Source organism: Flavobacterium sp. 38-13 (genome assembly GCF_001899155.1).
Taxonomy (GTDB): Bacteria; Bacteroidota; Bacteroidia; order Flavobacteriales; family Flavobacteriaceae; genus Flavobacterium; species Flavobacterium lindanitolerans.
This window is the reverse complement of record NZ_MKVG01000023.1, coordinates 66,913-89,913: the sequence shown is the minus strand read 5'-3', so window position 1 is coordinate 89,913 and position 23,001 is coordinate 66,913. Positions and strand designations below refer to the sequence as shown.

The window sequence follows — 23,001 nt, the reverse complement described above, 5'->3', positions numbered from 1 at the left end:
GTTTAAAAATCTCTTAAATTACTGTTAACGCTCGTTTCTTTTTGTCAATAACGAAATTAAAGTCATATTTTTTTGAATTGTATATTTTTTGTTGTGGTTCTATTTGCCATATTCTCAAACAAGACTTCCTAATTTTAGATATCACAAAAAACAAAATATATGAAGTCAAACTTTTTCCTCATTGCTTTCCTCCTGATTTCATCTTTCTGCTATTCGCAGGAGTATGAAATAAGTGGTAAGGTAACTGAAGCTCAAACAGGACTGCCACTACCTGGAGCAACTGTCGTCGTAAAAAACGGGACATTACAAACAATAGCGGATTTAGATGGAAACTTTCAGATTTCCGGCGTTCCATCGGGTGCTACTTTAGTATTTAGCTACGTTGGATTCACTAAATATGAATTCAAGGTAACTAAAAACGAAACAATCACGGTAACACTGAATCCTGATGCGGAATCACTCGAAGAAGTTGTGGTGATTGGTTACGGAAGCCAAACCAAAAGAGAAGTAACAGGAGCTGTTGGAGTTGTAAGCAGCAAAAATCTTGAAGATTTGCGTCCGGTGAAAATCGAACAGGCTTTACAGGGAACTGTTTCCGGAGTGAATGTAACTACACAATCCGGAAGACCCGGCGGAAATCTTGATGTCAGAATCAGGGGTATCGCCACAAACGGTGAAAACAGACCAACCTTTATAGTAGACGGTAACATCATTAAAGATATCGGATTGCTGAATCCGAATGATATTGAAAGCCTTACCGTATTGAAAGATGCACAGGCAGCCATTTACGGAACTATTGGTGCCAATGGTGTTATCCTCATAACTACCAAAACAGGGAAGAAAAACTCAAAAACAAGAATTTCCTACAACACTTACATGGGTTCACAGGAAACCAGCAGAAAACTTCCATTATTAAATGCAACAGAATACGGACTGTTATTAAATGAAAGCTATGCCAATGCAGGCAGTCCGCTACCATTTCCTAATGTTTCTGCACTTGGAAAAGGAACCGATTGGCAGGACGAGGTTTTTGACACCGGAGTACCAATCGTTAGCCACGACCTTTCGGCCAGCGGTGGTTCAGACAAAGTTACCTACAACATTAGCGGCTCGCATTTAGATCAGGGCGGTATCATTGGCGGCTATAAATCCAATTTCTTGAGAAATACAGCGCGTTTGAACCTTAATGCTGACCTGACAGACAAATTAAGAGCCAAAGCAAACGTAATGTACCTGTATACCAGTTCACGAACTTTCAACGAAAATGCTTTGGGTTCGGTTTTATTTAATGCAATTAACACACCTTCCATCTATAAGCCTTATGACCAGAATGGAAATCTTACCCTATTGCCAAGCGGCGATGTGAATATTCCGGGTAGTAATATCGGTTTTGAGGTTATTAACCCATTAGCACAGATTGAAAACACTTTTAATTCCTATAACCTTAAAAGAGTTAGCGGTTCCTTTGCTTTGGAATATGACGTAATTAAAGATTTGACTGTTACGGGCCGTATTGGTTTTGAAACGTCAAACAGCGAAGGAAAAACCTTTAACAAGCTTATCAATTATGGTCCGGGAAAAGTCTTTAACAATCCGCGAAGCAGCGTAGACCAAAGTGCAGTCAATGACAACAGCTATACGTTTGATTTATTTGCAACTTATAAAAAGACATTGGCCGAAAACCACAATTTTGCACTAACAGCCGGTACAACCGTTTTTAAAGAATATGGAAACGGATTGAACGCAACCGGATTCGACGTACCAAACAATTCATGGCAATTTGCCGATATTTCTCTGACAACTGGTTATGTTGACAGAAAAGCAGCAGGTTCCTATGCTTATGACGAAAGAAGATTATCACATTTCGGAAGATTGCAATACGATTATAAAGGTAAATATTTATTATCTGCCATGATTCGTAGGGATTTGTCTACCAAATTCGGACCTTCCAATCGTGTAGCTTATTTCCCTTCTTTCACGGCGGGCTGGGTGATTTCTGACGAAAGCTTCTTTCCTGAATCAAAAACTATCAATTTCCTGAAATTAAGAGGAAGTTACGGAACCCTTGGTAACGACCAGATTAAATCAAATGCTTATATCTCATTATTGGGTGGTGAAGCCACTTACATCTTTAACGGTCAGCTCGTTAACGGAAATGCCATTGGATTACTGGCCAATCCGGATGTTAAATGGGAAGAAGCCAGAAAATTCGACGTAGGTTTGGATTTCCGCCTATTCAACAACAAAGTTGAAATCGCTACCGATTATTTTATCGATACCCGAAAAGACCTTCTGATTGTAAATGTGCCTATTAGTGCCATAACAGGTATTGCAGCTCCTGGAGCATCTTCGCCTGTAATCAATGCCGGAAGTGTTAGAAACAAAGGTTTTGAATTTGCAATAAACTATAGAGAGCAGGTATCAGACAACTTCTCTTTCAACATCAACTATAATGTTACCACACTAAAGAACGAAGTCACTGAAGTCAATAACGGCACCGGATTTATTGAAGGTGGTCTCTTCGGAACAAGCACCCTAACTTCAAGAATGCAGGTTGGTCACGAAATGGGATACTTCTACGGTTATAAAACCAACGGTATTTTCCAGAATCAGGACGAAGTTGACGCGCATCCGTCACAACTGGCTTTAGGAGCAGAAGCAAAACCGGGTGACCTGCGTTTTGTAGACGTCAATGGCGATAACAAAATCGATGCTAATGACAGAACTGACCTGGGAAGTCCAATTCCGGACGTGACAATGGGACTTAACTTCAGCCTGAACTACAAAGGTTTTGATTTCACTGCCTATGCTTTCGCATCTATCGGAAACGACATGGTAAGAGCTTATGAAAGAACCCAGAATGACGTTAACAGAATGAACTATACATTAGGCAGATGGACAGGCGAAGGCTCAACCAACAGCGTTCCCAGAGTAACTACGGCGGCTACAGCCAACAATGTATTCTCTGACTATTTTGTTGAAGACGCTTCGTATTTGAGAATCCAGAATGTACAATTAGGCTATACGATAAATTCAGCCTTCACAGAAAAGGCAGGAATATCCAAATTGAGAATTTATACCGGCGTTAACAACCTTTACACTTTTACAAAGTATATGGGTTATGACCCTGGAGCTTCAAATGGAAATCCGATTGGCGGTGGTGTTGACAATGGGTTCTACCCAATACCAAGAACGTATTTGTTTGGTGTAAATGTTAATTTTTAATTGATGACAAAAATGAAAAAGAATATAATCACAGCCTTTATGGCACTAACGCTCCTCACTACCGTTTCTTGCGGAGATGATTTTATTGACAGGGAAGTTCCCTATTCGATTGGGGCAGACAATTATTTCAATAATGAGCAGGAATATCACAATGCGCTGATAGCTGCTTACGATATATTACAATCTACCTATGTGAATGTTTTGTTGGGCGAAATTGCTTCAGACAACACCTTGTCGGGTGGAGAAAGTGCGAATGACGTTATCGGATTCCAGCAGGTAGACGAAATGATACATACGCCGGTAAATGCCAACGTAAAAAACGTATGGGACTGGATGTTTGCAGGAGTCAACAGAGCCAGCTACATCATGGAATTCAAAGACAAAACTGATTTCCCTAACAAACCTCAGATTATTGCAGAAGCCCGTTTCCTGAGAGCCTATTTCCAGTTTGAATTGGTAAAGTGGTTTGGAGGTATTCCATTGAAACAGGATGCACGATTTAAACTGGGAGATGAAAAGACCATTCCAAGGTCATCAAAAGCAGAAGTATATGCTTCTATTGAAAACGACCTGATTTTGGCTATTGCCGATTTAAGTCCGACTGCTCCACAGGTGGGACGTGTTACAAAAGGTGCGGCTCAGGCTTTATTAGGAAAAGTATACCTCTATCAGGACAAATTTGATTTGGCTGCCCTGACATTGGAAAATCTGATTACGGTAACCGGAGGCTATTCACTAATCTCAAACTACGATACTATTTTTGAAGAAGCACAGGAAAACGGGGTTGAATCTGTTTTTGAAATACAGTATACTGATGTTGAAGGTGCAGGATTCGAATGTCTTCAATGTAGTGAAGGAAACGTTGCCGTAGGATTCAACGGTCCAAGAAATTATTCCGGACCAAGGTTTTCATCAGGATACAGCTTTAACGTTCCAACACAGGAAGCAGTAGATATTTACGAAGCAGGCGACCTGAGAAAAGATGTTGCAATTTTGGATATTGCAGCCTGGGCAACAGCAACAGGGGCTACCTATGGTGTAGGCTACAAGCATACAGGATATTTTAACAAAAAATACATTCCAAGAACCCGAAGTGCCAATGCAGCCGGAGACTTGAACCTGACCAACCCAAACAATTACAGAGCTATCCGTTATGCTGATGTGCTTTTGATGGCAGCAGAAGCCTTTAACAGAGGCGGAATTGACGATACAAAAGCAAGATTCTACCTTAACCAGGTAAGAAGACGTGCCTTTGGAGACACCAACCATGATATCAACGGAACCGGAACAACGCTTACTTCACTGATATGGCAGGAAAGAAGAAGAGAACTTATGGGCGAAGGACACCGTTTCTTTGACCTTGTAAGAACCGGAAGGGCAGCAATTGAAATCGACGGCTTTACTGCTGACAAAAATGAAGTCTTCCCTATTCCTTTCGAAGAAATTCAGTTTTCAGCCGGAAACTGGCAGCAAAATCCCGGATACTAAAATTTAAGACTTATGAAAAAATTCAAATCAATAATAAGCTTAGTGTTGCTGACAATCCTTATAGGATGTTCCGGCGACGATACGAGCCTTGATTCTGTTACAAACGCACCAGCACCAACCAATCTCTCAGCATTGTTTACCATCACACAGGACAACTCCGGATTGGTAACCATCGCGCCAAGAGGTGAAGGACTGGTTAAGTATGATGTCTATTTTGGCGATGCTACGGCAGAGCCGGCAGAAGTTAATGTTGGAGGAACTGTAGACCACACCTACGCAGAAGGCCAATACAATGTGAAAATTGTAGCGACAGCCATCAACGGACTTACAAGCGAGGTTGAACTTCCTTTAACGGTTGCCTTCAGGGCTCCTGAAAATCTGGATGTAACTATCACTCCGGTAGTTGGAGATTCCTTTTCCATAGGCGTCACAGCTTCTGCCGATTATGAAACTTTCTTTGCAGTCACTTTTGGTGAAGACCCGCAACAGGAGCCTGTACAATTCATGCAGGGCGACCCTGCTGTAACGCATACTTATGCCAACACGGGTACTTATACCGTAACAGTAACGGCCTACAGTGGTGGTGTTGCTACTACAACCTATACTGAAAACGTGGTTATCTCCAACCCTATCTTGCTACCCTTAACTTTTGAAAACGCAGCATTGAACTATTCTTTTAGCGATTTTGGAAACGTTACTACCAGCAAAGTAAATAACCCGGATGTTTCAGGAATCAACCTAAGCTCTAAAGTAGGAAGAACAGTAAAAAACAACGGAGCAGAAACCTGGGGAGGAACTACTATGGTTTTAGATAATCCGATTGACTTCTCAACTTTAAACAAATTCAGAATCAAAGTATGGTCACCTCAGGTAGGCGCTGTTGTGAAGCTGAAAATAGAAAACCTTACAGATGCCGGAATCAACCATGAAGTGGACCAGGTTACTACAGTAGCGAATGCGTGGCAATATCTTACCTACGATTTTTCAGGAGTCAACACCTCACAATCGTATTCAAAAGTCATACTGTTTTTTGACTTTGGAAACCCGGGCAACGGGGCAAGCTATTACTTTGATGATATTTACCTGACAAACGGTGATGAACCTAAAACACTGCCATTGACATTTGAATCTTCCACAATCAATTATGGTTTTGGGGATTTTGGAGGTGCTTTTGCCACAAAAGTTACCAATCCTAACCCTTCAGGAATAAACACCACGGCAAATGTTGCCCGTGTCGTGAAAAATGCCGGGGCAGAAGTTTGGGCCGGAACAGCAATTACGCTTACAGAGCCAATCGATTTCTCAGTATACCATAAAATAAAAATCAAAGTATGGTCGCCTCAGGCAGGAATACCGGTACTGTTGAAACTCGAGAATTCGACAAATACAAACATCAACATCGAACTTCCGGTTACAACAACTGTTGCTAACGGTTGGGAAGAACTGACCTATGATTTCACAGGAATCAATACTAATAATGCCTATCAGAATGTAGTGCTCTTCTTTGATTTCGGAACCAACGGTACCGGGGCAACCTACTACTTTGACGACGTCAAACTTTCAAATTAAAAGGGATGAAAAACATACTAAAAAATATCGGAAAATTAGCCCTGCTGCTAGCTATGGTCAGCAGCTGCCAGGATGACGACAAGACTTTTGGCAGTCTCGATGCTCCAAAAAATATAGAATTAACCTATGAAATCGTAGGTAAAGATGCAGAACATCCGGATGGAGACGGTTCCGGAAAAGTAATATTAAAAGCAACCGCAGATAATGCTGTCAGCTTCAAATATCTTTTCAGTGACGGAACATCCCAAAATGCTCCGGGTGGGGTTTACACCAAAACCTTTACCCGCAACGGAGTAAACACCTACACCGTTAATGTAGTTGCTTTCGGAAAAGGCGGAACAGCCAGTAATACCTCATTTGAAGTTACCGTATTCAGTAATTTCTCAGACCCGGAAGCCATCACGCTTTTAACAAACGGAAGCTCCAAGAAATGGTATTGGGCTGCAGCCGTACCTGGCCATTTGGGTGTTGGTCAAAATGACGGGGATATTACGAAAAACTTCTATCCTAACTACTATGCTGCGGCTCCTTTTGAAAAAGCAGGTTCTCCGGACAGTAGCTGTCTGTATGACAATGAACTTCGTTTCTTCGTAGAAAACGGCGTTTTGAAATATGAATTAAATAATGGCGGTAAGACCTTCTTTAATGCTGCGTTCTTAGGTGTTGGAGGTGGTTCAGGAGGCTCAGACCTTTGCCTGAACTACAATACCAGCGGTGTCAAAACGGTTGCCCTAAGTCCTAGTGAATCGCTGGTACCGGCAGATAAAAAACGTGGTACATCGATGACCTTCTCTGACAATGGATTTATGGGGTACTACATCGGACAAAGTACTTATGAAATCATGGAGCTTACAGATAGCAAATTGGTTGTAAGAGCTGTTATGGGAGGCAATCCTGCCTTAGCCTGGTATCATACTTTCAGTAACCAGCCACCGGTTCAGGGAGGCGGAAATGACCCGGATTACACCAATATGGTTTGGAGTGATGAATTTAATGTTGACGGCGCACCAGACCCTACAAAATGGTCTTACAATCTTGGCGCCGGCGGATGGGGCAACAGTGAGTTGCAGCATTATACTGACAGACTGGACAATGCGGTTGTTCAGGGAGGCGTATTGAAAATCATTGCTAAAGCAGAGAATTTCTCCGGTTCCAACTATACTTCTGCCCGATTGGTTACAGAAAACAAATTTGAGTTCAAATACGGTAAGGTTGAAGTAAGAGCCAAATTGCCTTCGGGCGGAGGAACATGGCCTGCTATATGGGCACTTGGTGAGAACTACGCTACCAATATCTGGCCGGCTTGCGGAGAAATTGATATCATGGAACACAAAGGCAATTCACCTAACACGATACACGGAACTCTACACTATCCGGGACGTTCTGGCGGAAATGCCGATACCGGAACCACAACGGCCAGCAATGTCTCATCAGAATTCCACATATATAAAGTGATATGGAGTCCAACGTCAATTAAATTCTATATTGACGACCAGCCGGCTTACCACTCATTTGTAAATTCGGCCTCTACCCCATTCAACAGTGATTTCTTCCTGATACTGAATGTGGCTATGGGAGGAACCTTTGGCGGAACTGTCGACCCTGCATTTACTCAATCTGCAATGGAAGTCGATTACGTAAGAGTCTACCAGTAATCCAACTCTTACGCTTCTAATCAGGGAGGTTAGCTTTGCTGGCCTTCTTGATTATTGCCTATCATAAAATTTCGAAACCAATAAAATGAAATACAAAACAATACGATACGGATTTGCCGCAGCCGTGCTTTTGGCTATGGGATGCAGCAGCTCCAGACAACATAACTTTTCAGAAAAAAACAGGCTTCCCATAGACCGGAAAGTAGACTCTGTATTAAAGCTGATGACTTTGGAAGAAAAAGTCGGTCAGATGAACCAATACAACGGCTTTTGGGATGTTACCGGACCGGTTCCTAAAGACGGGCAGGCTGCAAAAAAATACGAAAACCTCAAAAAAGGACTCGTAGGCTCCATGCTCAACGTCCGTGGAGTTAAAGACGTAAGAGCTTTGCAGAAAATTGCGGTAGAAGAAACCCGCTTGGGCATTCCGTTAATTTTTGGCTTTGATGTCGTTCACGGTTATAAAACCATTAGTCCTATTCCATTGGCAGAAGCCGCTTCATGGGATTTGGAAGCCATGAAAAAATCAGCCGAGATTGCCGCAGCAGAATCTGCCGTAGCCGGATTGAACTGGACTTTTGCGCCTATGGTTGATATTTCCAGAGATGCCCGTTGGGGACGTGTTATGGAAGGTGCCGGTGAAGATCCTTACCTCGGAAGCCAGATTGCAATAGCCCGTGTGAAAGGATTCCAGGGCGACAAATTCAATGAATTCCGCCTGGCTGCCTGTACAAAACACTTTGCAGGATACGGTTTTGCCGAATCAGGCCGTGATTACAATACGGTTGACATCAGCGATAATACGCTGCACAATATCATTTTGCCACCGTTTAAAGCAACCGTTGATGCCGGGGTGTTGACTTTCATGAACTCGTTCAACGAGTTGGAAGGAATTCCGGCCACCGGAAACAGCTACCTGCAAAGAGAGCTGCTTAAAAAAGACTGGAAATTTGATGGTTTTGTGGTTTCAGACTGGGGCTCGCTGGGTGAAATGATTCCCCACGGTTACGCAAAAGACCTTAAAGATGCTGCCATGAAAGCCGCCAATGCAGGTTCAGATATGGATATGGAATCTTACGGTTATGTAAGCCATTTGGCAGATTTGGTTAAAGAAAGTAAAGTTTCTGAAGACAAAATCGATGATGCCGTGCGAAGAATCTTAAAAGTAAAATTTGAATTGGGGCTTTTCGACAATCCTTATAAATATTGCGATGAAAACCGCGAAAAAGAATACACCGGCAAAAAAGAATTCCATGAGGGTGTTCTGGACATGGCAAAAAAATCAATCGTACTCCTGAAAAATGAAAACAGCCTGCTTCCTCTAAAAAAACAAGGACAGAAAATTGCGGTTATCGGGGCGTTGGCTAACGACAAAACCAGTCCGTTAGGAAGCTGGAGAATTGGTGCCGACGACAATACTGCCGTTTCTTTTCTGGAAGGGATGGCCAACTACAAAGGCAACCAGATTACCTATGAAAAAGGAGCCGATGTAGCACTTGGCGAGCCGAGATTTATGCTGGAAACAAAAATAAATACGACTGACAAAAGCGGTTTTGAAAAAGCTATAGCAGCTGCAAAACAAGCCGATGTGGTTATTATGGTATTAGGCGAACACGGACTGCAAAGCGGTGAAGGACGAAGCCGAAGCGACATTACGCTTCCGGGTGTACAACAGGAACTGCTGGAAGCAGTTTACAAAGCCAATCCGAATATTGTACTCGTATTGCAAAACGGGCGTCCACTGGCTATTCCATGGGCCGCAAAAAATATTCCTGCCATTGTTGAAGCCTGGCATTTAGGAACACAAAGCGGCCATGCCATTGCCCAGGTATTGTATGGAGATTATAATCCTAGCGGCAAACTGCCAATGACTTTTCCTAGAAATGTAGGCCAGCTTCCTATCTATTATAATTATAAAAACACCGGAAGACCGTCTACAGACAATCCGGAAAGCGTATTCTGGTCACATTATACAGATATTGAAAACACGCCGCTATATCCTTTCGGATATGGACTGAGCTATTCTAAATTTGAATATTCGAACCTGAAACTTGATGCAAAGACATTACATAAAAACGGAAAAATAAAAGTTTCTGTCGATGTAAAAAACAACAGTACGGTTGACGGAAAAGAAGTTGTACAATTATACATCAGAGATTTGATAGCCAGCGCCACGCGACCTGTAAGAGAATTGAAAGGTTTTGAGCTTACCGAAATAAAAGCCGGACAAACCAAAACTGTCACGTTTACCATTAACGAAAAAACCATCGAATTCTATTCAGCCAGAAAAATATGGGAAGCCGAACCCGGAGACTTCCAGTTATTCGTAGGTGGCAGCTCTATGGCGACATTACAGGCCGATTTCAATTACAGCAACTAAAAAAATCATCATGAAAAAAACAGCAATCCTACTACTGCTCACCGGCTGTTCCGTTTTTGGACAGGTTAAAAAAGGAAAACTTATTTGGGAAGAAAATTTCAATGGCAACAAGCTAAATGAAAAAGTCTGGAACTATGAATTGGGTGATGGTTGTCCAAACATCTGTGGCTGGGGAAATAACGAACGTCAGATTTATACCAAAGAAAACCATAAAATTGTAGATGGCAAATTGATTATCACGGCAAAAAAAGATGGTAACCAATACACCTCTACCCGAATTACAACTGCCGGAAAAAAAGAATTCAAATACGGCTATATGGAAACACGCGCCAAAATTCCTGTTGGTCAAGGCATCTGGCCTGCTTTCTGGATGCTCGGTTCCAATATAAAACAGGTTGGATGGCCTAAAAGCGGTGAAATTGACATACTGGAATATGTTGGTAAAGAACCACATATGGTTTATACGACACTACACACCAAAGCCAATCACGGTGACAACGCCAGCTCACACAAAACCCGGTTCGATAACATCGAAGAAGGCTTTCATACATTTGGTGTAGACTGGACCAAAGACAAAATGGATTTTTATGTAGACGATACTTTAGTCTTTACTTTTAATCCGTCAGATAAAAACGAAGACGTCTGGCCTTTCAACCAGCCATTCTACTTTATACTGAATGTAGCCGTTGGCGGAAACTTTGGCGGGCCTGAAGTAGACGATACCATTTTCCCTCAAGAATTTATCATTGATTATATAAGAGTTTACTCCAATAAATAATTAGTTTAAGTTTTGAGTTAGTAGCAATCGCAGGGAATTCGTTTCCTGCGATTGTTTTTTATAAAATGACCATTTTTCATTTTGCGCCTTTGCGCCTTCGTGTTTTGCGAGCAATTATTTTCACGCAAAGACGCAGAGCCGCAAAGCCTAGAGTCACATTTATGGCCTCTATTTTGATGTATAGTTTTCTATAATCATCTCTTTTCATTTAACTTTGTAATGCAAAAGCAGAAACCCGGCTTATGATGAACAACGTTAAAACCCTAAGAGAAGCAAAGAACCTCACCCAAACAGAACTTGCTGAAAAATCCGGACTTTCCTTACGAACCATCCAAAGGATTGAAGCCGGGAGTATTCTCAAAGGTTTTACATTAAAAGCAATTGCACAATCCTTAGAAACCCAGCCGGAAAACCTGATGGTTGACACCGATGAAAATACCGGAATCGACAGGGCGAAACTAATCAACCTTTCCGCTTTATTTGGACTTATATTTCCCTACGGAAACGTTATACTTCCCTTAATCCTCACTTATAAAACCAAAGACGCAAAAAATAAAGAATTAGGGAAAAATATAGTAAGCATCCAAATTGTTTTATCGGTTATCGCATCGCTACTCATGATGGTGAGTCCGTTCCTTCAAAAAGCTTTTTTGCTACGGTTTCCGCTCTTCCTTATTTTTTTAATAGCGATTATAGGCATAAAACTAATAGTCATCATACAAAACGGAATCAACCTGAATCGAAAAAGTGAACTGTATTTTAAGCTTAAAACCAGCTTTTTATAAGGAAACACTATCTCATTTATAGTTGCATAAGAAAATTTTATAATTCGCTTGTTTCATATTATAAAAAAGCTGTAATTTTGCTTAACGGTGTTAAACCATTTAATACCCAATAAAAAATGGCAAGCAAAGATCGAATTTTACGACAAAAAGAAGAGACCCGGAATAATATTCTGGATGCTGCCTATTATATTGTGAAAGAAGAAGGCTGGCAAGGCCTCAGCATGCGTAAAATAGCAGACCGCATAGAATATACTGCACCAATTATTTACGAGTATTTTTCCAATAAGGAAGCTATACTACAGGAACTCACCAAAAAAGGTTTTTTATGCCTGACAAAAGACCTGGAAAAAGCAAAAGCAGTTTCAGCAGACCCTGCAGAACAGCTTGAGGCAATGTGGATGGCTTATTGGAACTTTGCCTTTGCAGACAAAGAACTTTATCAGGTAATGTTTGGAGTAGAAATGACTTGCTGTATGCAGCGTGTTCCTGAAGCCGAAGGACCTTTTCAATTATTTACGCAAGCAATTGCCGAAATAATGAAAGGACAAAAACCTTCTGACGACGTTATAAAGCAAAAATATTTTACTTTTTTCTCAGTTATCCACGGACTGATTTCTATCAATATCGTAGGCAATGGGTTAGCATCTAATATCAATAATCAAATATTGAAAGATGCCATCGGAGGGATAATTAAATCAATTCAGGTAGTAGAAGTCTAATTTTTTTGACATCTACTTAACACTGATAAATGATTTAATAAGAATAATTTAATAATGGATTAATCACGAAAAATTTTTTAATCCGTTACTTAACAGTGATAAATAATTTAATGCCAATCTGTAATTAACAGTTTGGCCTGAAAATCTATACCTTTTTTCGTTTACTTACTTAACAATGTTAGATTATTTAATTCAGTTATGACTATTAAAAACAAACTAATACCAATGGCAATGTAGCGCGCTGGAAACCCGTGTTGCTGTTCTCAGGAAGAACACCTCACACCAAACAAAAAAGCTGACTTTCAGGCCGTCGGCTATAAACAATTATAAAATGAATCAGCATGTTAAACGCTAAAAAAATGCAAAGCAAAAACAGAAATCAATCAAAATGTCCAACAAATTCAAAAATCATAAAACAATGAGAAATACGATTCTAACCAGCCTTCTGCTTGCAGCCATACTGATAGGATGTTCCGATAAAAACCAGGGTCAGGCTGCCCCACCTCCCCCAACTTTGCCGGTTTATGCTATCCAAAGTGCTACCACTACTACAGATTCTGAATATCCCGCTTCGATTCAGGGAACCGTTGATGTTGAAATTCGCCCACAGGTGAGTGGAAATCTGGAAAAAATTTATGTTGACGAAGGGGCTTTCGTTACTAAAGGTCAGCCGTTGTTCAAAATAAACGAACAGCCTTTTCGTGAACAGCTAAACAATGCGCTTGCCAGCCTTCACGGTGCTGAAGCGGCTTTGATAAATGCGCAGTTGGAAATTGATAAGCTAACGCCTCTTGTTCAAAACAAGGTTGTTTCTGAATACCAATTAAAAACGGCCAAAGCTTCTCACAGAATCGCCTCTGCCAATTTAGACCAGGCAAAAGCAATGGTAGGTTCAGCAAAAATCAATTTGGGCTATACTACCATTACAGCACCGGTTAGCGGTTATATCGGAAGATTGCCAAAGAAACAGGGAAGTCTGGTTTCTGCAACCGATATTGAACCATTGACAAAACTTTCAGATGTTCATGAAGTATATGCTTACTTTTCATTAGGCGAAACCGATTTTATCAATTTCAAAGCACAATATTCCGGAAACACTATCGATGACAAAATCAAAAAGCTGCCACCGGTTTCATTAGTGCTTGCAGACAACAATGTGTATGCCCAAACTGGAAAAATCGACATGGTTGACGGCCAGTTTGACAAAAACACAGGCGCCATCACACTTCGTGCTACTTTTCCTAATGCAAACGGGACTTTGCGTTCCGGAAATACAGGTAGAATCCGTTTAGGAATCCAACATGACGATGCAATTCTGGTACCACAATCTGCTACAATGGAAATGCAGGATAAAGTTTTCGTCTTTACAGTAAATAAAGAAAACAAGGTAACCAAAGCACCAATCACCATTATTGGTAAAAGCGGTAGCAACTATCTTATTAAAGACGGTGTAAAATCAGGTGACCAGATTGTACTAAGCGGCATCGACAAACTTCAGGAAGGTCAGGCAATTCAGCCTGAAAAATCGAATAAAATTGCTCAAGTAATTAACAAAAAATAATTAAAGCTAAAAATGTTCAAAATATTCATACAGCGACCTGTACTGGCCACTGTTATCTCTATCCTATTGGTAATATTGGGTCTGTTGGGACTTTCGAAATTACCCCTACAACAATTTCCGGATATTGCCCCACCGTCGGTTTTAGTAACGGCGGTCTATCCGGGAGCCAATGCTGAAACCGTCTTACGTTCGGTAGCACCTTCTTTGGAAGAATCCATAAACGGTGTCGAAAACATGACTTACATGAGTTCAACAGCCAGTAATGACGGTACTCTAGCCATTACCGTTTTCTTTAAATTAGGTACAGATGCCGACCAGGCTGCCGTTAACGTACAAAACCGTGTGGCACAAGCTACAAGCCAGTTACCGGCCGAAGTCGTACAGCAAGGTATCATTACGGCAAAACAGCAAAACAGTTTTATTATGGCAATTGGTATGTATACCGAAGACGAAGCCAAATACGACCAGACTTTTGTTGCCAACTATGCCCAAATCAATATCATTCCGGAAATCAAACGTATTCCCGGAGTAGGTTCTGCCGCTATTTTTGGAGGAACGAAAGACTATTCTATGCGTGTCTGGTTAAATCCGACACAAATGGCAACTTACAATGTAACGCCAAACGAAGTTATGGCGGCAATTCAGGACAAAAGTTTAGAAGCCGCACCGGGTAAATTTGGAGAAAGAAGTAAGGAAGTTTTCGAATATGTTATCAAATACAAAGGAAAACTGACCAAACCGGAGGATTACATGAACATTGCAATCCGTTCCAATGCAGACGGTTCTATCCTGCGCCTGAAAGATGTTGCCAGAGTCGAGCTTGGTGCCTATTCCTACAACAGTTTGACCCGTTTGAACGGTAATAAAGGTGTCGTAATTGGTATCATACAGTTGGCAGGGTCCAACTCAAACGATATTCAGATTGCGATTAACAAACTGATGGAGAAAGCCTCCAAAGATTTCCCAAAAGAAATAAAGCACAATATATTTTACAGCACAAAAGTATCTCTTGACCAGTCAATTGCTCAAGTTCAGCATACTTTACTGGAAGCATTCATACTGGTATTTATTGTCGTATTCCTGTTCCTTCAGGATTTCAGGTCGACCTTAATTCCAGCTATTGCAGTTCCGGTAGCCATTTTAGGTACGTTCTTCTTCATGCAATTATTTGGATTCTCCATTAACCTGCTGACGTTGTTCGCCTTGATTTTGGCGATTGGTATTGTCGTCGATGACGCAATTGTCGTCGTCGAAGCCGTACACGCCAAAATGGAACACAAGCATTTGTCTCCAAAAATCGCAACGCATGAAGCCATGCACGAAATTACCGGAGCAATCATCTCGATTACGCTGGTAATGGCGGCGGTATTCCTGCCGGTTGGTTTTATGGAAGGTTCAACGGGAGTTTTCTATCGACAGTTTGCCTTTACAATGGCCATTGCAATTGTAATTTCTGCTGTAAACGCCTTAACATTAAGCCCTGCCCTTGCCGCTTTATTTTTAAAAGACAATCATGAAGCGCATGACAAGGAAAAACCCTATTCCAAACCCGGATTCAAGGAAAAATTCTTTATCGGATTTAATAAAAGTTTTACCGCTTTAACCAATCGTTATGTGGGCGGATTAAAGTTCTTAATCCGTAACAAATGGGCAAGTTTGGGTGGTCTGGTTGTAATTCTGGTTGCAACAATTGTAATGGTTCAAAGAACCCCAACAGGATTTATTCCAACAGAAGATCAGGGATTTATTGCCATTGCAGTAAACACACCTTCCGGAACCTCTTTAGACGGAACCCAAAAAGTAATGACTGAAGCCGAAAATACGTTAAAAGCTTTGGAATCATCCCGATTTGTAACCGCCATTTCAGGTTTCAACCTTTTGACAAACTCCACGAGCCCATCATCTGCAGTTGTTTTCGTATTGCTGAAACCAAATGAAGAACGTGGTGCTATTAAAAACATTGATGAGATAATGAATCAGGTTCGCGGCCAATTAGGCGCCATATCCGGAGGTAATTTCTTCGTATTCAGTTTTCCAACCGTACCTGGATTCAGTAATGTGGAAGCTCTGGATTTAGTATTGCAGGACAAAACAGGCGGCAAACTGGATAAGTTTAGCGGTGTTTCTCAAAATTTCATCGGAGAATTAATGAAACGTCCTGAAATTGCTGTAGCCTTTACCTCTTTCAAAGCAGATTATCCGCAATTGCAATTGGATATCAATGATGAAAAAGCAGACCAGTTAGGCGTAAAAGTAAAAGACATTTTGCAAACAATGCAGGCTTATTTTGGTAGTGCCCAGGCTTCTGATTTCAACAGATTCGGGAAATATTACCGGGTTGTGGTACAGGCCGATATTGCAGACAGAGCCGACCCGACAACTATTGACCGTGTATTTGTAAAAAATAAAAACGGTGAAATGGTTCCTATAAATACTTTGGTAAAACTAACCCGTATTTATGGTTCTGAAACCGCTTCGAGATACAACCTGTTTAATTCGATCTCGATTAATGCGATTCCGAAACCGGGTTTCAGTTCCGGAGATGCCATCAAGGCCATTGAAGAAGTAGCTGCACAGCAGTTGCCTGCCGGTTATAGTTATGAATTTTCAGGACAAACCCGTGAAGAGATTTCATCCGGAGGACAATCAACAACCATTTTCTTATTGTGTCTGGTGTTTATTTATTTCCTGCTTGCGGCACAATATGAAAGTTATATTTTGCCTTTAGCGGTAATCTTGTCCATCCCAACCGGAATCTTTGGAGTATTCGCAGCTATTGGTTTGACCGGTATTCAAAATAACATTTATGTACAGGTTGCACTCGTCATGCTTATTGGGCTTCTCGCCAAGAATGCTATCCTAATCGTGGAATTTGCGGCACAAAAAAGAAGGTCCGGCCAGGCATTGGGCAAAGCGTCAATTGATGCGGCGAAACTGCGTTTACGACCAATCATCATGACTTCGCTGGCCTTTGTTGTGGGATTGATTCCAATGATGAGCGCCACAGGTCCATCAGCACAAGGTAACCATTCCATCAGTATTGGTGCTGCCGGAGGTATGCTTTCAGGAGTAATTCTTGGTTTATTTATCATCCCGGTTCTATTTATCATATTCCAGTATTTACAAGAAAAAGTTAGTGGAAAACCAATAGCCGTAATCCATAACGAAGAAAAATAAAAATGAAACGAAACATCAATAAATATATAGCTGTACTGGTTTTAATCACCACACTGACAGCATGTAAAGTTTCGAAAGATGTCGAAACTCCAAAAGATGCCTTGCCCGAAAACTTCAGGAATGTTAGCTCGCAGGACACTACCAGCATTGCCGACCAGAGCTGGAAGGAATTCTTTACAGAACCTTCGCTCCAAAAACTGATAGACAGTGCTATTGTCAGAAACAATGACCTGCTTATCGCTCAAAAAAATATTGAAGCAGCGCAATGGCAATTAACGCAGTCCAAATGGGGAAATGTTCCGAAGCTCAACTTTGAGGCTACGGCCACATCAACCCGGTTGTCTGACAATAGCCTGAACGGATTGAGTACCAGTACATTTTTGAAAAAGAAACATATCGAAGATTATAATGCGGCACTCAACCTGTCATGGGAAGCAGATATCTGGGGTAAAATCAGAAGCCGTAAGAAAAATGCTTTGGCGGAATACCTCCAATCTGAAGAAGCCAAAAAAGCATTGCAAACTACTATTGTAGCGAATGTTTCTACAGGATTCTATAATCTTTTGATGCTGGATGCCCAATTGGAAATAGCCAGAAAGAATCTTGCGTTGAATGACAGCACATTGTTTGTCATCAACCTGCAATATGAATCCGGACAGGTAACCTCTTTGGCTAAACAACAGGCAGAAGCGCAACAATCTGTAGCTGCACAGCTTATTCCTGAACTGGAACAGGCCATTGCCTTACAGGAAAATGCGCTGAGCATCATTACCGGAAGCTTTCCGGGTGCTAAGGAAAGAAAAACTACGCTTGGGGCCATCGCTTTAAAAGAAAATGTATCTGCCGGAATTCCTTCTTCATTAGTAAGCAGAAGACCCGATGTTAAAAATGCAGAACTGGCTTTAAAAGCGGCAAACGCAAAAGTAGGCATTGCCAAGGCATCACTCTATCCAAGCCTGAACATTACAGCTGCGGGCGGACTCACCTCTTTTAAATCGAGCAACTGGTTTAATACTCCCGCTTCGCTTTTTGGAACTGTAGCCGGAAGCCTTGCACAGCCATTGCTAAACGGAAGAAGTCTTAAAGCCCAATACGAAATTTCAAAAATCGAAAGAGAAAAAGCCGTACTCAGCTTTAGGCAATCGGTTCTTGTAGCTGTTGGCGAAGTAGCAGATGCGCTTGTAAAAGTTGAAAAACTAAAAGAACAGCAAGCAATAGCTGCGAACCGCGTTACTACATTGCAAAATGCAGTAAAAAATGCAGACATGCTTTTCAAAAGCGGTATGGCTACTTATCTTGAAGTGATTGTGGCACAAGGAAACCTGCTGCAAAGCGAGCTGGAACTTGCCACATTAAAACGCACTAGCCTTGAAGCCGATGTTGAGCTTTACCGCTCCTTAGGTGGCGGCTGGAAATAACGGCTACCCATGGCCCTTTGAAATCAATTGCCTGGAAATTCATTCAGGCAGTTGATTTTTTTATTTCCAAAAACCAAAATCTTTTTTCAAAATAGCTATTTTTATATTAAGTAAATGAATCACATGCAGGACACTTTCTTTTTTCAGGCCATGATTTATCTGGCAGGAGCCGTTATTATGGTTCCCATTGCCAAAAGACTTGGCCTGGGTTCCGTGCTGGGATATCTTCTGGCAGGAATCATCATTGGGCCGGCCTTTTTAGGACTCATAGGAACCGAAGGACATGACATTATGCATTTTGCCGAATTTGGTGTTGTTATGATGCTATTTGTCATTGGACTGGAACTCGAACCCGAACGTCTTTGGAGAATGCGGAAAAAAATAGCCGGCATGGGAGGTTTGCAGGTTGCCGGGACAACACTCGTCCTTACAGCTGCTGCACTGGCCTTTGGATTGGACTGGAAAACCGCATTGGTTTTGGGAATGATAATTTCCATGTCTTCTACCGCTATAGTCATGCAGACCCTTAATGAAAAAGGCTGGATTAAAACCGTAGCCGGACGGAGTTCCTTTGCCGTATTGCTTTTTCAGGACATTGCTATCATTCCTATGTTGGCACTGCTACCCTTGCTCGCCAGTAAGGAATTACAACAGGCAGCAGTAACCGCACATCCCACTTTGATGGATGGTTTTTCAAAATGGACACAGGCTCTTTTCGTACTTTCTTCAATAACCATAGTATTGCTTTCCGGAAAATACCTCTTACGTCCTATTTTCCATGCCATGGCAAAAACAAAACTAAGTGAAATGTTTACCGCAATGGCATTACTTGTTGTGGTAGGCATTGCTGTATTGATGACCTCTGTAGGATTAAGTCCGGCATTGGGTGCTTTCTTAGCCGGAGTCATGCTTGCCAACAGTGAATATAAACACCAGCTCGAAATTGCCATTGACCCTTTCAAAGGACTTTTGCTGGGACTTTTCTTTATTTCTGTAGGCAGTTCGATAGATTTTCAGCTTTTGCTGTCAAAACCATGGCTTATTATGGGACTCGTGGCAGGTATTATCATCATCAAAATTACAGTATTGTACCTTCTGGGTAAATTCTTCAGAATTGGACATACCCAAAACTTTATTTTTAGTTTTGGACTTAGTCAGGTGGGCGAATTCGCTTTTGTGCTTTTGAGTTTTTCATTACAGGAAAACATCCTCAGCAAAGAAATCACAGACCTTATGATGGCTGTGACCGCACTGAGCATGGCCTTTACGCCGCTGCTGATGATGTTCAATGAAAAGGTACTGATGAAATCCAAATGCTCTATGAGCGGAAACGAAGAAGAAACCGAGAGTGATGTTGATTCTGAAAGCAATCCTGTTATTATAGCCGGATACGGTCATTTCGGGAATACTGTTGGACGATTTCTAAGAGCCAATAACATACAGGCTACCGTACTCGACAATAACAGCGATAATGTAAACATGCTGCGAAAACTCGGATTCAAGGTGTATTATGGCGACGCTTCACGACATGATTTGCTGGAGATAGCCGGAGCCGGCAGAGCGCAGATTATCATTATTGCCATAGGCAATCGCGAAAAAAGAATGGAAATGATAGAAATGGTCAAAAAACATTTCCCAAACCTTTACATACTCGTACGTTCTGAAAACAGAGACGATGCCTATGACCAGATGAATGCGGGGATTATGCACATTTACAGGGAAACTCTCGACACGAGCCTGCGTGTGGGTATAGATGTCATGAAACTATTAGGACACAACACTTATGAAGCCACACGTTCTGCCAGAACTTTTTTTACACACGATGAAAAAACACTCAAGTATCTCGCCAGTATCCGCAATCAGGACGAATACATCAGTGCGGTGCGTGAAAAAATCGAAGAATTGGAACAGGTCATCCTTGCTGACAGAGAAGCCATGTCACTGGAAAACACTGAAAAATCAATGATTGCATAAAAAAGCCCCGGAAAATCCCGGGGCTTTTTTATGTTTTTAGTCGCCAATTAATGAGGCAGCTTATTTTTTAATAAGCCGTAAAGGAACGTACCAATCAAGGCACCTAAAAGTACAATCCCAATACTGTAAAAACCGGCTCCAATCAGGATAAATATAGGTCCAGGACAAGTTCCAATCATGCCCCAGCCCAATCCGAAAATGGTTCCGCCAATAATGTAGTTTTTAAATCCTTTATCCTTATCGGCAATCTGAATCTGTTTGCCATCAAGTCCAACCACTTTATTTCTTTTATAAATCTGGATTCCAACAACACCCACCGCAATAGCTGTCATGATAATTCCAAACATATGAAAAGATTCAAACTGGAACATTTCATAAATTCGGTACCAGGACACGGCTTCCGATTTGGTTAATACAATACCGAAAAGAATTCCAACAAGTAAATATTTTATAAATTTCATCGTACTGATATATTTTATTTTCCGTTTCACCCTGCCAGGGTTTAAAATCCTGGCAGGGTGAAACCGAAAATATTAAACTAAAAAATCAAAGGCAATAAAAAGTGAGCCGCAATTAATCCACCGATAAAAAAACCGATTACGGCTATCAATGAAGGCAACTGCAAATTACTCATTCCGGTAATGGCATGCCCGGAAGTACATCCGCCCGCGTATCTGGAACCAAATCCAACCAAAAGTCCACCAAAAAGCAGGAATCCGAATATTTTTGGAGTAAAAACATTTTCAGCAGAAGTAAACAATTCAGGAATCAGTTTTCCATTTGGCGCATCGATATTCATTTCTTGCAATTTGGCTACCGTAGCCGGATTCAGATTTACTCCGGAACCATCGCTTAAAAAATGTACAGCTATAAAACCGCCAATCATGGCTCCAAGTACAACTACCAGGTTCCAACGCTGCGACTTCCAGTCAAACCTGAAAAAATCAGAAAATTTTCCCGCTCCGGAAATGGAGCAAAGCGTGCGAAGATTGGACGACATTCCAAATGTCTTTCCAAAATAAATCAGTAGAAGCATTACTGCTCCGATTAAAAAACCGGAAACATACCAGGGCCAGGTGCCATAAAAACTATACATAGCTCAAATTATTTGCACAAAAATAAACATTCGCTCCCATACCTCGTAATATTCCCGTCTAAAATATAGCCCAATTAAAATAATCATTTAATTTTGACTCTGAATTATATCCACACATAATGAAAAAATTTGCGATTGAAATTAAATGGGGCATCCGGTACATCTTTTGTTATCTGGCATGGGCTATTTTGGAAAAAACGTTAGGCATTTATGGCGAAAACATGAGCTTTTATATGTTGTCTTCCCTATTGTTTTACATTTTCGCCGGACTTATCTATTCGCTGGCATTAAGAGAAAAAAAGACTAATTATTTTAACGGACACATGGACTGGAAACAAGGTTGTGCCACCGGACTTTACATGACCATTGTTATTGCCTTATTGATGCCTTTAGCACAGGCTTCCTTCCATGAACTGATTGCACCGGAGTTTTTTGAAAACATGATTAATGCTTCAAAAGACAAAGAAGCTGCCGCCAACTATTTTAATTTAAGGAGCTATATCATACAGAGTATCTTTTTTACGTTATCTATAGGAATGGTAATCTCGGCTATCGTAGCCTATTTTGTTCAAACAAAAAAGCAAACTAAATGAAAATCAGAAGCCTTATCCTGGTCTTATTAACAGGAATCCTTGCCGTTTCCTGTATCAGTACCCGTTCAACTATCAAGAACATTGATGACAACGCACCGGAACCTGTCATTACAAAAAATGGCTGGTTTTTGCTTACAGAATACAGTAAAGACAAAAAATACGGCTACGACAAGGACTATCCTATTAATGTATATTACCGAAGTGTAGCAGACGAAGACATTAATCCAAAACGCTTTTTAGATGCCCTGACCGGACCAAAAGGCGAAACCATAACGTATAAAAAAATTGAAAGCTGCTGCCCTTTCCCAACTAAAAGAAATGAAATGGGCGCCGGATTATTAGATGTTTATGAAGTCACCTGGCCCGGAATTGCAAAACCCATTCGCCTGTATTTTAATATCTTCGAAAAAGGATATCTTTATGTACCGAAAGGATTTGGACTTAAGAAAAACGAATAAAACAACAAACACGAAATCAACACCCTGATTCGTGTTTTTTTATACCCGAAAAAAGCGTTGGAAAAAAGAAAAAAGACAGCCGATAAATCCCTGTGTTTTTGCTTCTTAAAGTTTTAACAGAAATT

Annotated in this window: 16 protein-coding genes; 14 read left to right on the top strand and 2 right to left on the bottom strand. The window is 41.1% G+C overall.

The annotated features are described in order from the left end of the window. The first annotated feature begins 159 nt into the window (after positions 1-159). The 12 genes from BGO88_RS17185 to BGO88_RS17130 all read left to right on the top strand — a co-directional run bounded on the left by BGO88_RS17185 (position 160) and on the right by BGO88_RS17130 (position 20,729). A complete protein-coding gene (locus tag BGO88_RS17185) occupies positions 160-3,225 on the top strand; it encodes a SusC/RagA family TonB-linked outer membrane protein (RefSeq protein ID WP_056065734.1) in 3,066 nt (1,021 codons plus the stop codon). 12 nt (positions 3,226-3,237) lie between these two features. Beyond that, complete coding sequence (locus BGO88_RS17180) at positions 3,238-4,713, top strand: RagB/SusD family nutrient uptake outer membrane protein (protein WP_286707713.1); 1,476 nt, start codon at positions 3,238-3,240, stop codon at positions 4,711-4,713. A gap of 12 nt (positions 4,714-4,725) precedes the next feature. Then, on the top strand, positions 4,726-6,282 hold the full coding sequence (locus BGO88_RS17175) for a PKD domain-containing protein (RefSeq protein ID WP_286707712.1): 1,557 nt from the start codon (positions 4,726-4,728) through the stop codon (positions 6,280-6,282). 5 nt (positions 6,283-6,287) lie between these two features. Next, positions 6,288-7,937: a glycoside hydrolase family 16 protein gene (locus tag BGO88_RS17170; RefSeq protein ID WP_101472294.1), complete on the top strand. Its 1,650-nt coding sequence runs from the start codon at positions 6,288-6,290 to the stop codon at positions 7,935-7,937. 85 nt (positions 7,938-8,022) lie between these two features. Next, positions 8,023-10,317: a beta-glucosidase BglX gene (bglX, locus tag BGO88_RS17165; RefSeq protein WP_286707711.1), complete on the top strand. Its 2,295-nt coding sequence runs from the start codon at positions 8,023-8,025 to the stop codon at positions 10,315-10,317. Positions 10,318-10,327: 10 nt separating this feature from the next. Beyond that, positions 10,328-11,095 (top strand): glycoside hydrolase family 16 protein, encoded by a 768-nt coding sequence (locus BGO88_RS17160; protein WP_056065725.1) that lies wholly within the window; start codon positions 10,328-10,330, stop codon positions 11,093-11,095. 242 nt (positions 11,096-11,337) lie between these two features. Then, a complete protein-coding gene (locus BGO88_RS17155; RefSeq protein ID WP_286707710.1) occupies positions 11,338-11,880 on the top strand; it encodes a helix-turn-helix domain-containing protein in 543 nt (180 codons plus the stop codon). Between the two features lie 116 nt (positions 11,881-11,996). Further along, the gene (locus tag BGO88_RS17150; protein WP_056065716.1) at positions 11,997-12,599 is read left to right on the top strand and encodes a TetR/AcrR family transcriptional regulator; all 603 of its coding nucleotides are present in this window, start codon (positions 11,997-11,999) and stop codon (positions 12,597-12,599) included. A 418-nt stretch (positions 12,600-13,017) separates the two neighbouring features. Then, the gene (locus tag BGO88_RS17145; protein WP_082482133.1) at positions 13,018-14,160 is read left to right on the top strand and encodes an efflux RND transporter periplasmic adaptor subunit; all 1,143 of its coding nucleotides are present in this window, start codon (positions 13,018-13,020) and stop codon (positions 14,158-14,160) included. A 12-nt stretch (positions 14,161-14,172) separates the two neighbouring features. Next, a complete protein-coding gene (locus tag BGO88_RS17140; RefSeq protein ID WP_286707709.1) occupies positions 14,173-17,337 on the top strand; it encodes an efflux RND transporter permease subunit in 3,165 nt (1,054 codons plus the stop codon). 2 nt (positions 17,338-17,339) lie between these two features. Then, complete coding sequence (locus BGO88_RS17135; RefSeq protein WP_101472299.1) at positions 17,340-18,755, top strand: efflux transporter outer membrane subunit; 1,416 nt, start codon at positions 17,340-17,342, stop codon at positions 18,753-18,755. A 123-nt stretch (positions 18,756-18,878) separates the two neighbouring features. Next, entirely contained in the window at positions 18,879-20,729 is a 1,851-nt protein-coding gene (locus BGO88_RS17130; RefSeq protein ID WP_286707708.1) for a monovalent cation:proton antiporter-2 (CPA2) family protein, read from the top strand. Between the two features lie 47 nt (positions 20,730-20,776). Here the strand turns inward: BGO88_RS17130 and BGO88_RS17125 are convergent, their stop codons facing one another. Together BGO88_RS17125 and BGO88_RS17120 are read right to left on the bottom strand one after the other, a co-directional pair. Beyond that, positions 20,777-21,190, bottom strand: coding sequence for a DUF6691 family protein (locus BGO88_RS17125; RefSeq protein WP_056065705.1), 414 nt, complete (start codon positions 21,188-21,190; stop codon positions 20,777-20,779). Positions 21,191-21,267: 77 nt separating this feature from the next. Further along, complete coding sequence (locus tag BGO88_RS17120; RefSeq protein ID WP_056065702.1) at positions 21,268-21,825, bottom strand: YeeE/YedE family protein; 558 nt, start codon at positions 21,823-21,825, stop codon at positions 21,268-21,270. Between the two features lie 119 nt (positions 21,826-21,944). Between BGO88_RS17120 and BGO88_RS17115 the strand changes: the two genes are divergently transcribed. Both BGO88_RS17115 and BGO88_RS17110 read left to right on the top strand, forming a co-directional pair. Continuing rightward, positions 21,945-22,418: a DUF4199 domain-containing protein gene (locus BGO88_RS17115; protein ID WP_056065697.1), complete on the top strand. Its 474-nt coding sequence runs from the start codon at positions 21,945-21,947 to the stop codon at positions 22,416-22,418. Then, positions 22,415-22,876 carry a 2-dehydro-3-deoxyphosphooctonate aldolase gene (locus BGO88_RS17110; RefSeq protein ID WP_286707707.1) on the top strand — a complete coding sequence of 154 codons (462 nt, stop codon included), beginning with the start codon at positions 22,415-22,417 and terminating at the stop codon, positions 22,874-22,876. Before BGO88_RS17115 ends, BGO88_RS17110 begins: the two co-directional genes overlap by 4 nt. Positions 22,877-23,001 lie beyond the last annotated feature (125 nt).

Coding starts and splice junctions, on each gene's coding strand:
- BGO88_RS17135 (WP_101472299.1), top strand. CDS start 17,340: ATGAAACGAAACATCAATAAATATATAGCTGTACTGGTTTTAATCACC.
- BGO88_RS17150 (WP_056065716.1), top strand. CDS start 11,997: ATGGCAAGCAAAGATCGAATTTTACGACAAAAAGAAGAGACCCGGAAT.
- BGO88_RS17140 (WP_286707709.1), top strand. CDS start 14,173: ATGTTCAAAATATTCATACAGCGACCTGTACTGGCCACTGTTATCTCT.
- BGO88_RS17185 (WP_056065734.1), top strand. CDS start 160: ATGAAGTCAAACTTTTTCCTCATTGCTTTCCTCCTGATTTCATCTTTC.
- BGO88_RS17125 (WP_056065705.1), bottom strand. CDS start 21,190: ATGAAATTTATAAAATATTTACTTGTTGGAATTCTTTTCGGTATTGTA.
- BGO88_RS17110 (WP_286707707.1), top strand. CDS start 22,415: ATGAAAATCAGAAGCCTTATCCTGGTCTTATTAACAGGAATCCTTGCC.
- BGO88_RS17120 (WP_056065702.1), bottom strand. CDS start 21,825: ATGTATAGTTTTTATGGCACCTGGCCCTGGTATGTTTCCGGTTTTTTA.
- BGO88_RS17160 (WP_056065725.1), top strand. CDS start 10,328: ATGAAAAAAACAGCAATCCTACTACTGCTCACCGGCTGTTCCGTTTTT.
- BGO88_RS17115 (WP_056065697.1), top strand. CDS start 21,945: ATGAAAAAATTTGCGATTGAAATTAAATGGGGCATCCGGTACATCTTT.
- BGO88_RS17130 (WP_286707708.1), top strand. CDS start 18,879: ATGCAGGACACTTTCTTTTTTCAGGCCATGATTTATCTGGCAGGAGCC.
- BGO88_RS17145 (WP_082482133.1), top strand. CDS start 13,018: ATGAGAAATACGATTCTAACCAGCCTTCTGCTTGCAGCCATACTGATA.
- BGO88_RS17175 (WP_286707712.1), top strand. CDS start 4,726: ATGAAAAAATTCAAATCAATAATAAGCTTAGTGTTGCTGACAATCCTT.
- bglX (WP_286707711.1), top strand. CDS start 8,023: ATGAAATACAAAACAATACGATACGGATTTGCCGCAGCCGTGCTTTTG.
- BGO88_RS17170 (WP_101472294.1), top strand. CDS start 6,288: ATGAAAAACATACTAAAAAATATCGGAAAATTAGCCCTGCTGCTAGCT.
- BGO88_RS17180 (WP_286707713.1), top strand. CDS start 3,238: ATGAAAAAGAATATAATCACAGCCTTTATGGCACTAACGCTCCTCACT.
- BGO88_RS17155 (WP_286707710.1), top strand. CDS start 11,338: ATGATGAACAACGTTAAAACCCTAAGAGAAGCAAAGAACCTCACCCAA.